Origin of the sequence: Pantoea sp. S61 (genome assembly GCF_016625145.1) — a bacterium.
Lineage (GTDB): Bacteria > Pseudomonadota > Gammaproteobacteria > Enterobacterales > Enterobacteriaceae > Pantoea > Pantoea rwandensis_B.
In genome coordinates this window covers 48,535-61,664 of the sequence record NZ_JACVUO010000006.1, presented here as the reverse complement: position 1 = coordinate 61,664, position 13,130 = coordinate 48,535, and the positions used below count along the sequence as shown (strand labels likewise).

General features: G+C 57.9%; 13 protein-coding genes. 12 read left to right on the top strand and 1 reads right to left on the bottom strand.

Going from position 1 to position 13,130, the window contains the following annotated elements:
• On the top strand, positions 1-2,016 hold the full coding sequence (locus tag IAE30_RS13750) for a hydantoinase B/oxoprolinase family protein (protein WP_200680162.1): 2,016 nt from the start codon (positions 1-3) through the stop codon (positions 2,014-2,016).
• An 83-nt stretch (positions 2,017-2,099) separates the two neighbouring features.
• The gene (locus IAE30_RS13745; protein ID WP_045815171.1) at positions 2,100-2,942 is read left to right on the top strand and encodes an oxidoreductase; all 843 of its coding nucleotides are present in this window, start codon (positions 2,100-2,102) and stop codon (positions 2,940-2,942) included.
• Positions 2,943-3,051: 109 nt separating this feature from the next.
• On the opposite strand, the gene IAE30_RS13740 is transcribed toward IAE30_RS13745, so the two are convergent.
• Positions 3,052-5,217: a bifunctional diguanylate cyclase/phosphodiesterase gene (locus tag IAE30_RS13740; protein ID WP_200680161.1), complete on the bottom strand. Its 2,166-nt coding sequence runs from the start codon at positions 5,215-5,217 to the stop codon at positions 3,052-3,054.
• A 311-nt stretch (positions 5,218-5,528) separates the two neighbouring features.
• Here IAE30_RS13740 and phnF point away from each other — a divergent pair, with 311 nt between their 5' ends.
• Genes phnF through phnP form a run of 10 tightly spaced genes read left to right on the top strand, consistent with a single transcriptional unit; the run spans position 5,529 to position 13,090 of the window.
• On the top strand, positions 5,529-6,245 hold the full coding sequence (gene phnF / locus IAE30_RS13735) for a phosphonate metabolism transcriptional regulator PhnF (RefSeq protein ID WP_045832256.1): 717 nt from the start codon (positions 5,529-5,531) through the stop codon (positions 6,243-6,245).
• Entirely contained in the window at positions 6,242-6,691 is a 450-nt protein-coding gene (gene phnG, locus IAE30_RS13730; protein ID WP_045832255.1) for a phosphonate C-P lyase system protein PhnG, read from the top strand. The genes phnF and phnG overlap by 4 nt, the downstream gene beginning before the upstream one ends.
• Positions 6,688-7,263, top strand: a complete 576-nt coding sequence (phnH, locus tag IAE30_RS13725; RefSeq protein ID WP_200680160.1) for a phosphonate C-P lyase system protein PhnH — start codon at positions 6,688-6,690, stop codon at positions 7,261-7,263. Before phnG ends, phnH begins: the two co-directional genes overlap by 4 nt.
• On the top strand, positions 7,263-8,339 hold the full coding sequence (locus tag IAE30_RS13720) for a carbon-phosphorus lyase complex subunit PhnI (protein WP_038646242.1): 1,077 nt from the start codon (positions 7,263-7,265) through the stop codon (positions 8,337-8,339). The genes phnH and IAE30_RS13720 overlap by 1 nt, the downstream gene beginning before the upstream one ends.
• Complete coding sequence (locus IAE30_RS13715; RefSeq protein ID WP_200680159.1) at positions 8,332-9,180, top strand: alpha-D-ribose 1-methylphosphonate 5-phosphate C-P-lyase PhnJ; 849 nt, start codon at positions 8,332-8,334, stop codon at positions 9,178-9,180. Before IAE30_RS13720 ends, IAE30_RS13715 begins: the two co-directional genes overlap by 8 nt.
• Positions 9,170-9,931 carry a phosphonate C-P lyase system protein PhnK gene (gene phnK / locus IAE30_RS13710; protein ID WP_038646247.1) on the top strand — a complete coding sequence of 254 codons (762 nt, stop codon included), beginning with the start codon at positions 9,170-9,172 and terminating at the stop codon, positions 9,929-9,931. The genes IAE30_RS13715 and phnK overlap by 11 nt, the downstream gene beginning before the upstream one ends.
• An 18-nt stretch (positions 9,932-9,949) precedes the next feature.
• Positions 9,950-10,654 carry a phosphonate C-P lyase system protein PhnL gene (phnL, locus tag IAE30_RS13705; protein ID WP_038646250.1) on the top strand — a complete coding sequence of 235 codons (705 nt, stop codon included), beginning with the start codon at positions 9,950-9,952 and terminating at the stop codon, positions 10,652-10,654.
• A complete protein-coding gene (phnM, locus tag IAE30_RS13700) occupies positions 10,651-11,787 on the top strand; it encodes an alpha-D-ribose 1-methylphosphonate 5-triphosphate diphosphatase (RefSeq protein ID WP_038646252.1) in 1,137 nt (378 codons plus the stop codon). The genes phnL and phnM overlap by 4 nt, the downstream gene beginning before the upstream one ends.
• Complete coding sequence (phnN, locus tag IAE30_RS13695; RefSeq protein WP_045815164.1) at positions 11,787-12,323, top strand: ribose 1,5-bisphosphokinase; 537 nt, start codon at positions 11,787-11,789, stop codon at positions 12,321-12,323. The genes phnM and phnN overlap by 1 nt, the downstream gene beginning before the upstream one ends.
• Positions 12,320-13,090, top strand: coding sequence for a phosphonate metabolism protein PhnP (phnP, locus tag IAE30_RS13690; protein WP_200680157.1), 771 nt, complete (start codon positions 12,320-12,322; stop codon positions 13,088-13,090). The genes phnN and phnP overlap by 4 nt, the downstream gene beginning before the upstream one ends.
• Positions 13,091-13,130: the final 40 nt, after the last annotated feature.

Here is a 13,130-nt window from a genome sequence, read left to right as displayed (position 1 = left end):
ATGGCCATTAACGGACGTAACCTGCAAATTCTGGCGAACTATTGCGCGGCGGCGGCCGATGCGATGGCGTTTACGCTGATGCGCACCGCGCACTCCACTTTCGTCAAAGAGACCGAAGATTTTTCCTGTCAGATTGTCAGTCGTGACGGCATGGCGTTCGCCTCACCGCGCAGCTTTGGCGCGCCCTGGTATAGCGGCATCGATTACGGCCCGGTGCTGGCGTTAATCGACAGCTATCAGGAGGGCGATATCTGCATCACCAATGATTCGTATGCGGGTAATGTGGCAACGCACTCGCCGGATATCCATATCTGGAAGCCGGTGTTCCACAACGGTGCGATTGTCTGTTTTGTGGTGGGCCATATTCACAACACCGATGTGGGCGGCGCGGTGCCGGCTTCGCTGTCGCGATCGCTGACCGACATCGTGCAGGAGGGCATCCGCATTCCGCCACTCAAAATTGTGCGCAACGGTGAGTTGAATGAAGAAGTCGCCAGCATTATGCGTCTCAACGTGCGTGTACCAGAGCAAAACTGGGGGGATTTCAAGGCGCAGATTGCCTCGGTGAACGTGGGCGAGCGTAAGATCCATGACATCATCGCGCGTTTTGGTGTTGAGGATTTCCTGCAGGGTATCGAGGGTATTCTGGACTACGCCGAAGCGCAGGCGCGCAGCATTATTGCCACTATCCCGGACGGGGAGTACTTCTATGCTGACTTTGCCGATGAAGATGGTGAAGGCGGCTATCCGTGCCGCGTAGCCATCACGCTGCGCATTAGCGGCGACACGCTGGAGCTGGATTACACCGGCAGCGATCCACAGTTGGCCTCGTCGCTAAATATGCCCACGGGCGGCCGTGAACGCCATCCGCTGGCGCTGGTGGGTGTCACTTATGTGCTTTCCACGCTGGATCGCCATCTGCTGCTCAATGCGGGCACCTTACGCCCGACGCGCGCTATCCTGCCGCCCGGTACGGTGATGAACTGTGAAGCGCCTGCCGCGGTGGGCATGCGATCGCTGACCTGCGCGTTGTCGCAGATCGCCACCATTGGCGTCTTTTCCCAGGCATTGCCCGATCGCTTACCTGCCAACTCACCCGGCGGCAACTCGATCATGAATATCCGTACCAGCGACAGTCAGAACCGCAGCGTGGTGGCTTCGCTAGGACCCGTCGGCGGTGGCGCGGGCGGTACGCCACGTCATGATGGCCCGGATGGTTCTGGCGGGTTATCGGCGTTTCTGAAAAACACGCCTATTGAGATCAACGAGGCAGAAGTCCCCATCCATTTCCATCGCTATGGGCTGGCAGCGGACAGTGCCGGTGCCGGGCGCTATCGTGGCGGCCTGGCCACAGAGATGGCGTTTGAAATTACCGCGCCCAACACCACGGTAACGGCGCGCAATCGTAACCGGTCAGTGTTCGCCTCGGCTGGCGTGCTGGGCGGTGAGTCGGGGGCATTGTCGCACTTCCGCACGCTGCGCAACGGCAAGGCCATTGAACACGGCAACACCGATGTCATTCGTTGCCAGCCGGGCGATATCGTTGAGGTGCGCGGTCCGGGCGCGGGAGGGTATGGCCTGCCAGTGGAACGTGACACGGCGGCAGTGCTGCAGGATGTGCGCTGCGGATTCGTCTCCCGCCAGATGGCGCGTGAGCACTACGGCGTGGCGATCATTGATGATGAGGTGGATGCGGTCACCACTGCGCGTTTACGCGCTGAGATGCAGCACGAAGCCCGGCAGCATTTTGATCACGGCCCAGCCCGCACCGCGTTTGAACAGCAGTGGACACCGGCGCGCTATGCGTTGCTCACCACGTTTCTGGCACAAGCGCCGGTCAGCTGGCGCCACTTCCTCAAGCAGCAGGTGTTTGACGCAGTGGCAGTGGAGGCACAACCGGCAACACGTGAGGCGGTTGCAGCAGATCCACAACCGGCAATGCTTGAGGCGCAGATGCAGGCCATCTTCCAGAAGCTGCAACAACGCTATCCGGCGATGATGAACAGGTCGCACTAAGCGCTAATATTCAGCTTCAGGCTTTGCCATAGTCTTTTGTTGCCCGATGACGGTTCATCAGGCGCATTTAAGAGGATGTCACTATGGCTTCAGCAAACACGCCCGTTTGGTTTATTTCTGGTTGTTCAACCGGCTTTGGCCGGGAGCTGGCGCAGCAGACCATTGCGCGCGGTTTTCATACCGTGGTGACCGCGCGTGACCCGGCAAAAGTGCAGGATTTGGTGGCGGGGCATGACAACGCCCTTGCGGTGGCACTGGATGTGACCGATGCGCAAAGTATCGAGCAAGCCGTTCAGGCCGCACTGGACAAATTCGGTACGGTGGATGTGCTGGTGAACAATGCCGGCTATGGCTATCAGAGTTCAGTGGAAGAGGGCGATGAGCGTGAGATCCGTGCTCAGTTCGATGCCAACGTCTTTGGTCTGTTTGCCTTAACGCGCGCGATTTTGCCAGCGATGCGTAAACAGCGCCGCGGACACGTGATCAATATCACCTCGGTCGCCGGATTCATTGGCTTTGCCAGTTCAGGCTATTACTCGGCCAGCAAACACGCGGTGGAAGGCTGGTCTGATTCCCTGGCAGTGGAAGCGGCGCCTTTAGGCATTCATGTCACTTGTGTCGAGCCGGGCCCATTCCGCACGGATTGGGCGGGGCGTTCACTGCACCAGACGCCGAGCACCATTCCGGAATATGCTGATACCGCGGCGGCGCGCATGAAAGCCACTTCCGAATACAGCGGCACCCAGGCGGGCGATCCGGCTCGTGCGGCCACGGCGATGATCGCCATCACGGAGCACGATAATCCTCCGCGCCATCTGGTGATGGGCGCATGGGGTTATGAGGCAGTGACCAGTAAGTTGAAAGAGAGACTGGCACAAATCGAAGACTGGAAGCAGACGTCGATTGATACGGATTTTCCATCATAACCCTGATGCACGGTAGATCGCGCCGCCACCGCTAACCGGGATTAAACGCGAGCGGCGCGGCATTGACGCCAATGCCCGCAGGACGGAATACGCTCCTCCCGCCGGGCATTTATACCATCTTTTCAATCTCTTCAAACGGTACGGCCTGGCTGAACAGATATCCCTGTAGCTGATTACAGCCCGCATCGGCCAGCGCCACCTTTTGGCCTTCGGTTTCTACTCCTTCGGCGGTGACGGTTAAGCCCATGGCGTGACCCAGACGCACCACGGATTCAACGATTGCCGCAGAGTTTTGCGCGACGCCCAGCGATTGGGTGAAGGAGCGATCAATCTTGATTTTGTCGACCGGGAATGTGCTGAGATAGTTAAGGCTGGAGTAACCGGTGCCAAAATCATCCAGCGCAATGCGGAAACCGGCCTCACGCAGCGCGATGATGTTATTGCGTGCTTCGTGCTCATCCTCAATCAATACGCCTTCGGTGATCTCCAGTTCCATATGATGTGGTTTGGCGCCTTCTTCACGCACAATTTCAACGATGCGCTCCACAAAGCCACTGGCGCGAAACTGCACGGGAGAAACGTTAACCGCCACAATCACCTGCGGCAGTTTCAGTGAGGTTTTACAGGCTTCACGTAACACCCATTCGCCCAGCGGAATGATCATCCCGGTCTCTTCGGCGATGGCGATAAAGTCACCCGGCGAGACATCACCACGCACCGGATGCTGCCAGCGCAGCAGGGCTTCTAATCCCACCACTCGCTGTCCGCTGATCTCCATCAGGGGTTGATACCACACGCGCAGGCCATCGAAATTGACCAGCGCCTGACGTAAATCCGTCGCCATCTGCTGGCGGGTGCGCAGCGATTCATCCATCACTTTTTCGAACTGGCGATACTGGCCGCGACCACTGTTTTTTGCCTCATACAGCGCGATGTCCGCTTTACGCATCAGCTCCAGACGATCAATGCCATCTTTAGGGGCCAGCACCAGCCCGATGCTGACCCCAACCCACACTTCGCTGCCTTGCAGCTCATAGGCTTCACTCAGCTCACTGATAATGCGTTTTGCCAACGCCTGCACCTGACCGATGTTATCGACGTCCGGCATCATCACAATAAATTCATCCCCGCCGATGCGCCCTACGGTATCGCTGGCACGCAAGATGTGCGTGAGGCGGCGCGCTACCTCAATGATCAACTCATCGCCCGCATGATGGCCATAGGTATCATTGATGTTTTTAAAGCGATCGAGATCAAGCAACAGCAGCGCCACACGTTGATCGTGCCGGGCGGATGCAGCCAGCGCCTGGGTCAGCCGATCTTCCACCAGTGCCCGATTAGGCAGTCCGGTAAGCACATCGTGAAAAGCCAGATGCTGCGCCTGCGCCTCACTGGCGCCGAGCTTAAGCAACGATTGCGACAGATTGAGAGAGGAGGTCCAGATGCGCCTGACCATAAACAGGCAGAGCAGGGTAATCAGCACCACGGATAACAGTGTTGAAGGGCCGAGCATGCGCAGCATCTGCGCGCCGGGTTTATCCGGTAGCCAGCTCAGGTAACCCACTGCATCGCCTTGCTGTGAATTCAGTTGGTAGAGTGCATCTGTTCCAGGCTGCGGTGCGCCATCGCTGAAATGCAGCTGTTGCAGTTGGCTGCGATCCGCCAGATTACGTAAATAGCCATCATCGAGGAATTTGATACTGACTAATCGATAGCGGCCTGCTTCACGTGTGCTGCTGATATCGCCCACAGCGAGGGCCGTGGCACGTTGCCCAATGCGCACGAAATCGGCGCGATCGCTGGGACCCGCCACTTCATCACTGCTCACCACGAGCGGACTGGCCAGCATGTCTTTTAGGTATTGCCCCACGCTGTCACTGGGCACGCGTTTACCCTCACGCCAGATCGCCAGCGGCTGATTGTTACGATCCATCAGCAGAATCAACTGGTGGTCAAACATGTCATAAAGCCAGCCGCCGATATTTTGATCTAACCAGCTCTGATCCGGTACGCCCAATGCCAATTGGTCCGCGAGAGGCGACCAGCGAGTCAAACTGCGCAGCTGACGCAAATGTTCATTCAAACTTTGGCTAAAGGAGGCCTCAATCATGCGTTGCTGTTGATCGCGAGCCTGTTCATTGCTCAGCGAGGTGCCCCAGAACAAGCCAACACCTGCTCCGGCAAAGGTTAAAACTAAAATCGCCACCAACGGCAAAATAACTTCCCGTACAAAATTGCGGCGAAAACCGTCGGACAGTTTGATTGTGTTAATCATTTTAGGGTTCGCGTAACAAGGAGGGATCATTAATAACGTTAGCAGACTTTACGCAAGCTGCATCCTGTAAGGGAAGCGATAAAGCTGTGAAAATAAGCGATAATTTTTTGAACACTGTCACAAAGGTAACAGTTAAAAATTTTTTATTAAAACCACAGCCGTTTCGCTTCGATCCTGCTGCCCTAAAGCAAATTCATCCTCACGTCATTGAGCCGTCACGGCGCTGTCATCTGGCTCGCGCACTGTAGTCGCCATCTCGCAGCACTTGTCGCTGCGCTCCTCAACCCATAGCGAATGAGGTATTGAACGTGATGGAGATATCCAGACATCCGACCACTGTGTATCAGGCGGTCGCCGCCCAACTGGAGCAGGCACTGCAAGAGCGTTATCGCTGTGGTGACTATCTGCCTTCTGAACAACAGTTAGCCGATCACTATGAAGTCAACCGCCATACGTTGCGCCGCGCGGTAGATGAACTGGTGAACAAAGGGCTGCTGCAACGCCGTCACGGTGTTGGCATTTTGGTGCTGATGCGTCCCTATGATTACCCCTTACATGCGCAGGCGCGCTTTAGCCAAAACCTGCTGGAGCAGGGCAGCCACCCCACCAGTGAGCGTCTGCTGGCGGTGCTGCGTCCCGCCAGTGGCGATGTGGCCAGTGCGCTCGCCATTAATGAAGGCGACAACGTGATTCATCTGCGCACGCTGCGCCGCGTGAATGGCGTGCCGGTGTGTGTCATCAATCACTTCCTGCCAGAACTGAGCTGGTGGCCGACGATACAGCAGTTCCAGAACGGCTCGCTGCATGACTTTATGCAGCAGCACCTTGGCCTCGATTTAACGCGTTCGCAAACCCGAATCAGCACCCGCCGCGCCCAGGCTAAAGAGTGTAAACAGCTGGAGATTGCCCTGCAGTCACCGCTGCTGTGCGTGCGCACCCTGAATAAACACCGTGACGGTCAGGTAGCGGAATACTCCGTCAGCCTGACGCGTGGCGACATGATTGAACTGACTCTGGAGCATGAATGAAACAGCAAACCGCTCGCCAGCATTGGCTATCGGTACTCGCGCACAGCGAAGCCAGCCAGCTAAATGCCCACTGGCAGTCGCTGCACCTCAATGCGCAATTTGAAGCGATTCGTCCCGCTGAAACCGGTTTAACCCGTTTGCAGGCGCGCATGGGCGGTAGCGGCAAACGCTTCGTGATGGGCGATGCCACCGTCACGCGTGCCGTAGTGAAACTGCATGATGGCACCCTCGGTTTCAGTTATGTGCTGGGCCGCGATAAAGCCCATGCCGAACGCTGCGCCGTGATTGATGCGCTGCTGCAACAGCCGGAAACCCATGCGCTGTTGCAGGAAAAATTAATTGCCCCGCTGGCGGCCCTGCGTGAAGAGCAGCGTCAGCTGCGCGCACGTGAAATCGCCAGCTCTAAAGTGGACTTCTTTACGCTGGTACGCGGAGATAACTCATGACATTACTCGCCAGTTTTAACCATCCGGTTGCCGATTCACAGCGTGCCTTCCGCCGCATTCTTAAAGCGATGAGCGAGCCAGGCGTGATGGTCTCTCTGCCACTGGAACAGGGCTGGGGCGACCTGTCGCCTGCCGCAACGGCGGTACTGCTGACGCTGGTGGATCAGGAGAGTGCGTTGTGGCTGGATGGTCGCGTAGATAGTGAAATCGTGCGTAACAACCTGCGTTTTCACACCGGTGTGCCGATTGTGGAAGAGCGCCATGCACCCTTTGCCCTGACGCATGCGGTATCCAATCCGGATCCCGCGCAGTTTGCGCCGGGCGACAATATGTCACCGGAAAAAAGCACCACACTGATCATTGAAGTGCCATCACTGAACGGCGGCTTAACCCTGCGCCTGTCTGGTCCTGGCCTGCGTGAGTCACGCGCCATCGCCCCGCAGCTTCCCGAAGCCATTCTGACCTATCTGCGCGAGCGTCCGCATCCGTTCCCACTGGGCGTGGATCTGATTTTCACCTGCGGTGAAGCGATGATGGCCTTGCCACGCACTACCGACGTGGAGGTGTGCTGATGTACGTTGCGGTGAAAGGGGGCGAGAAGGCGATAGCCAGTGCTCATGAGCTACAGGCTGATTTGCGCCGTGGCGACCGCGATATCGCAGAACTCGGTTGCGATCAGGTCGCACAGCAGCTGGGATTAGCGGTGGATCGCGTGATGACCGAAGGCGGTATCTACGATCCCCAACTGGCGGCACTCGCCATTAAACAAGCCAGCGGCGATTTGGTCGAAGCGATCTTTCTGCTGCGTGCCTATCGCACGACGCTACCACGTCTGGCTGACAGCCTGGCGCTGGACACCGATGAGATGCGCATCGAACGTCGTATCTCGGCGGTGTACAAAGATTTGCCGGGCGGTCAGGTGCTCGGTCCTACCTACGATTACAGCCATCGCCTGCTCGATTTCACCCTGCTGGCTAACGGTGAAACCCCGGCGGCACCGCGTGACGATCAGGCGCTACCAGAGCACTGCCCGCATGTGTTCAGCATGATGACCAGAGAGGGCCTGGCAGCGCGCGAAGAGGATGATGGCAGCGAGCCTTGTGATATCACGCGTGAACCGCCTGGCTATCCGGCCACGCGCGCGGCACGTCTGCAACAGTTGGTACGCGGCGACGAAGGTTTCTTGCTGGCGCTCGGCTACTCCACGCAGCGCGGTTATGGCCGCAACCACCCGTTTGCTGGCGAAATCCGTACCGGCTATCTCAGCGTGTCGATCTGCCCGGAAGAACTGGGCTTTGAGATTGATATCGGTGAAATCCTGCTGACCGAGTGTGAAATGGTCAACGGCTTCACCACGCAAACCGAAGGTGCGCCGCACTTCACGCGCGGCTACGGGCTGGTGTTTGGCCGTTCAGAGCGCAAGGCGATGGCGATGGCACTGGTGGATCGTGCCCTGCAAGCACCCGATTACAACGAACGTATTGCAGGCCCGGCGCAGGACGAAGAGTTCGTGCTGTCGCATGCCGACAACGTGGAAGCGGCGGGCTTTGTTTCGCATCTGAAACTGCCGCACTACGTCGATTTCCAGGCGGAGCTGGAGTTGCTGAAACGGCTGCGTGAACAGGTTCAGGAGCAAAACGATGAGTGAGTTAACCGGCTATAACAACGGCTATCTGGATGAGCAGACCAAGCGCACCCTTCGTCGCGCGATCCTCAAAGCGGTAGCGATTCCGGGTTATCAGGTGCCGTTTGCCGGACGTGAAATGCCGATGCCTTACGGCTGGGGCACCGGCGGGATCCAGATCACCGCCAGCATCATTGGCGACAGCGACGTGCTGAAGGTGATTGACCAGGGCGCGGATGACACCACCAACGCCGTGTCGATCCGTCGCTTCTTCCAGCGTGTCAGTGGTGCAGCCACCACCGAAGCTACCAAAGACGCCACGCTGATCCAGACGCGTCACCGCATTCCAGAGACGCCATTGCAGGAAGATCAGGTGCTGATTTTCCAGGTGCCGATTCCTGAGCCGCTGCGCTTCATCGAGCCGCGCGAAACGGAAACCCGCACCATGCACGCACTGGAAGAGTACGGCATCATGCAGGTCAAACTGTATGAAGATATCGCCCGCTACGGCCATATCGCCACCACCTATGCCTATCCGGTGAAGGTCAACGATCGCTACGTGATGGACCCTTCGCCGATCCCGAAATTCGATAACCCGAAAATGCACATGATGCCTGCGCTGCAGCTGTTTGGCGCCGGGCGTGAAAAGCGCATTTATGCCTTACCGCCTTATACCAAAGTGGAAAGCCTCGACTTCGACGACCACCCATTCACCGTACAAAGCTGGGATGAACCCTGTGCCCTGTGCGGTTCACACCACAGCTACCTCGATGAGGTGGTCATGGATGATGCCGGTACGCGCATGTTTGTCTGCTCCGATACCGATTTTTGCCACCAGCAGCAGGAACAACAACATGCACAGTGAACAGCCGCTGCTTGCGGTCAACAATCTGACGCATCTTTATGCGCCAGGCAAAGGTTTTGAAGACGTCAGCTTTGAACTCTATCCAGGGGAAGTCTTGGGCATTGTGGGTGAGTCGGGTTCCGGCAAAACCACCTTGCTGCGCAGCCTGTCTGCGCGTTTAGCGCCGCAGCAGGGCAACATTCTTTATCGTGCTCAGGACCTTTATCAACTGAGTGAGAGCGACCGCCGACGTCTATTGCGCACTGAATGGGGCGTGGTGCATCAGCATCCGCTGGACGGATTGCGCCCGCAGGTCACGGCGGGAGGCAACATCGGTGAGCGCTTGATGGCCGTCGGCCAGCGTCATTACGGTGACATCCGTAAAGAGGCGATGCGCTGGTTGCAGGACGTCGAAATCCCCGCCAACCGCATCGACGATTTGCCGACCACCTTCTCTGGCGGTATGCAGCAGCGTTTGCAGATTGCACGCAACCTGGTGACGCAACCCACGCTGGTGTTTATGGATGAGCCGACCGGTGGTCTGGATGTGTCGGTGCAGGCACGACTGCTGGATCTGCTGCGAACGCTGGTGCGCGAGCTCAATCTGGCGGTGGTGATCGTCACCCACGATCTCGGCGTCGCGCGCTTGCTGGCGCACCGCCTGCTGGTGATGAAGCAGGGCAAGGTGGTGGAGAGCGGTCTGACCGACCGGGTGCTGGACGATCCGCACCATCCTTACACGCAACTGCTGGTCTCATCGGTGCTGGCTTAACTTCATCAGGACATCAACATGCAACCTTTATTGCGCGTAGAGAAACTTAGCAAAACCTTCGTGCTGCACAACCAGAGCGGTGCTGAACTGCCGGTGCTGCAGGATGCCAATCTTGAGGTCGGCGCCGGTGAATGTGTGGTGCTGCACGGCCGTTCCGGCAGCGGTAAATCCACGCTGCTGCGCGCGCTGTACGGCAACTATCAGGCCAACAGCGGTCATATCTGGCTGCAACATCAGGGCGCATGGATCGACATGGCACAGGCGCCCGCGCGGCAGATTTTGGCGATTCGTCGCGAAACCGTTGGCTGGGTCAGCCAGTTCTTGCGCGTTATTCCCCGTGTGCCCACGTTGGAAATCGTCATGCAACCTCTGCTCGAACGCGGCGTGGATCGTGCTTTTTGCGAGAAGCGAGCCAAAGACCTGCTGACCAGGCTGAATGTGCCTGAACGTTTGTGGTCACTCGCACCGTCCACGTTCTCGGGCGGTGAACAGCAGCGCGTGAACATCGCACGGGGTTTTATCGCGGATTATCCGGTACTGCTGCTGGATGAACCCACCGCCTCACTCGACAGTGCGAATAGCGCAGCGGTGGTGGAATTGATTGAACAGGCGCGCACCCGTGGCGCCGCCATTGTTGGCATTTTCCATGACGAAGCGGTGCGCGCACGCGTGGCCGATCGCCTGCACGTCATGCAGCCGGTTAAAACAGGAGCAGAAGCATGATCGTCAATAATGTCCGTCTGGTGCTGGAAAATGAGGTTGTCGCCGGTTCGCTGGAGATCCGCGATGGTCGCATCGCCAGTTTCAGCGACAGCACCAGCCAATTGCCTGGTGCGCTGGATGGCGAAAACGCCTTCCTGTTACCAGGACTGGTTGAGCTGCATACCGACAACCTCGACAAATTCTTCACGCCGCGTCCAAAAGTGGATTGGCCCGCGCACTCGGCAATGAGCAGCCACGATGCCCTGATGGTTGCCAGCGGCATTACCACGGTGCTGGATGCGATTGGCGTCGGCGATGTGCGTGATGGCGGTCATCGCCTCGAGAACCTGAGCAAAATGATCAACGCCATTCAGGACAGCAACCGCAAAGGCATCAACCGGGTCGACCACCATCTGCATCTGCGCTGTGAGTTGCCACACAACACCACGCTGCCGCTGTTTGAAAAGTTGATGAGCACGCCTGAGCTGTCACTGGTATCGCTGATGGACCATTCGCCAGGCCAACGTCAATACGCCTCGCTGGAGATGTATCGCACCTATTACCAGGGCAAATACTCGTTGAATGATGAGCAGATGGATCAGTTCGAACGTGAGCAACTGGCACTGGCCGCCGAGTTCTCGACACCGAACCGCAACGCCATCTCCAGCCTGTGCCGTTCACGGGGGATCCCGATTGCCAGTCACGATGATGCTACTGCCGCACATGTGGCCGAATCGCATGAGGTGGGCAGCACCATTGCGGAGTTCCCCACCACCATCGAGGCTGCCCGCGCCTCGCGTGAGTGCGGTATGCAGGTGTTAATGGGCGCGCCGAATATCGTGCGTGGTGGATCGCACTCGGGCAACGTAGCGGCCTGGGAGCTGGCCAGCCATGGGCTGCTGGATATTCTGTCATCAGATTACTACCCAGCGAGCCTGCTGGACGCGGTGTTCCGCTTAGTGGCAGATGAACGCAACAGCCTGACGTTGCCACAGGCCGCCGCGTTGGTGACACGTCATCCGGCGCGTGCCATTGGCTTGCACGATCGCGGCGTGATTGGCGAAGGCATGCGTGCCGACCTGGTACTGGCGCATACCGAACATGGGCATCCACACATTCGCCACGTCTGGTCGCAGGGCAGGCTGGTGTTCTGATGGCGCGCCTGATCTGGCTCACCGGGCCTTCGGGCTCGGGTAAAGACAGTTTGTTGAATGCGCTACGCGAAGCGCCGCCAGATAACCTGGTGATCGCCCATCGCTACATTACGCGCCCGGCTGATGCCGGGGGCGAAAATCATGTGGCGCTGAGCGAGGCTGAGTTTAGGCGTCGTCAAGCCATGGGGTTGTTTGCCATCAGCTGGCAGGCACACGGCCTCTACTACGGGCTGGGAGAAGAGATCGACCACTGGCTGGCGCGCGGGTTGAATGTGCTGGTCAACGGTTCGCGTCTGCATCTGCCGATTGTCGAGCAACATTACGGCACACAACTGTTGCCGCTGGTGCTGCACGTTTCACCGGCGGTGCTGGAAATGCGCTTACGGCAGCGCGGACGTGAAAGTGAAGGGGAGATTCGTCAACGGCTGGCGCGCGCATCAGAACCGCTCCCTGCGCACTGCCATCCGCTCAATAACGATGGCGCACTCAGCGATACGCTCAACGGGTTGCGTCAATTGCTGGAGCATCCACCATGAAACTCACTTTTCTCGGTACGGGTGGCGTGCAGTCTGCGCCGCTGTTTGGCTGTGATTGCCACGCTTGCGAACGTGCGCGTCTTGAGCCTCGGCGCGCACGCGCCGCGACCAGTGCACTCATTGACACGGGCAGCGAGCGTATCTTACTGGATGCCGGCCGCCACGACCTGCATCAGCGCTTTCGACCCGGTGAACTGAGCCGTATTTTGCTCACCCACTTTCATATGGACCATGTGGCAGGACTGTTCAGTTTACGTTGGGGATTAGGTCAACCGATTCCGGTGTGGGCACCACCGGATGAGAAGGGCTGCGATGACCTGTTTAAACATCCTGGTTTGCTGGATTTCCGTTCTGCCCTCACGCCTTTCGTCCCTCATCGCTTTGGTGCGCTGCAGGTGACACCTCTACCGCTGCAGCACTCAAAACTCACTTATGGCTACCTGTTCGACTGGCAGGGTACGCGTCTCGCCTGGCTTTGTGATACCTGTGGATTGCCACCTGACACTGCAGATTTTCTTCATGGTCAACCGCTGGATCAACTGGTGATTGACTGCAATGACCCGCCACGAGAAAGCGCACGCAATCATAACGATGTGACGCGCGCATTGCAGATTATTGAACAGCTGGCACCGCGCCAGGCGTGGCTTATCCACCTCAGTCATGAGATGGATGGCTGGTTACTTAATAATCGCTTACCTGACAATGTGCTGGCGGCCACCGACGGCCAGACGATTACGGTCGGCTCCGCACTCAGTGTCACTGTTTAATCATTTAACTGTCATTAAGTCTTCATCGGATTTGCCCGTA

Coding starts and splice junctions, on each gene's coding strand:
- IAE30_RS13750 (WP_200680162.1), top strand. CDS start 1: ATGGCCATTAACGGACGTAACCTGCAAATTCTGGCGAACTATTGCGCG.
- IAE30_RS13745 (WP_045815171.1), top strand. CDS start 2,100: ATGGCTTCAGCAAACACGCCCGTTTGGTTTATTTCTGGTTGTTCAACC.
- IAE30_RS13740 (WP_200680161.1), bottom strand. CDS start 5,217: ATGATTAACACAATCAAACTGTCCGACGGTTTTCGCCGCAATTTTGTA.
- phnF (WP_045832256.1), top strand. CDS start 5,529: ATGGAGATATCCAGACATCCGACCACTGTGTATCAGGCGGTCGCCGCC.
- phnG (WP_045832255.1), top strand. CDS start 6,242: ATGAAACAGCAAACCGCTCGCCAGCATTGGCTATCGGTACTCGCGCAC.
- phnH (WP_200680160.1), top strand. CDS start 6,688: ATGACATTACTCGCCAGTTTTAACCATCCGGTTGCCGATTCACAGCGT.
- IAE30_RS13720 (WP_038646242.1), top strand. CDS start 7,263: ATGTACGTTGCGGTGAAAGGGGGCGAGAAGGCGATAGCCAGTGCTCAT.
- IAE30_RS13715 (WP_200680159.1), top strand. CDS start 8,332: ATGAGTGAGTTAACCGGCTATAACAACGGCTATCTGGATGAGCAGACC.
- phnK (WP_038646247.1), top strand. CDS start 9,170: ATGCACAGTGAACAGCCGCTGCTTGCGGTCAACAATCTGACGCATCTT.
- phnL (WP_038646250.1), top strand. CDS start 9,950: ATGCAACCTTTATTGCGCGTAGAGAAACTTAGCAAAACCTTCGTGCTG.
- phnM (WP_038646252.1), top strand. CDS start 10,651: ATGATCGTCAATAATGTCCGTCTGGTGCTGGAAAATGAGGTTGTCGCC.
- phnN (WP_045815164.1), top strand. CDS start 11,787: ATGGCGCGCCTGATCTGGCTCACCGGGCCTTCGGGCTCGGGTAAAGAC.
- phnP (WP_200680157.1), top strand. CDS start 12,320: ATGAAACTCACTTTTCTCGGTACGGGTGGCGTGCAGTCTGCGCCGCTG.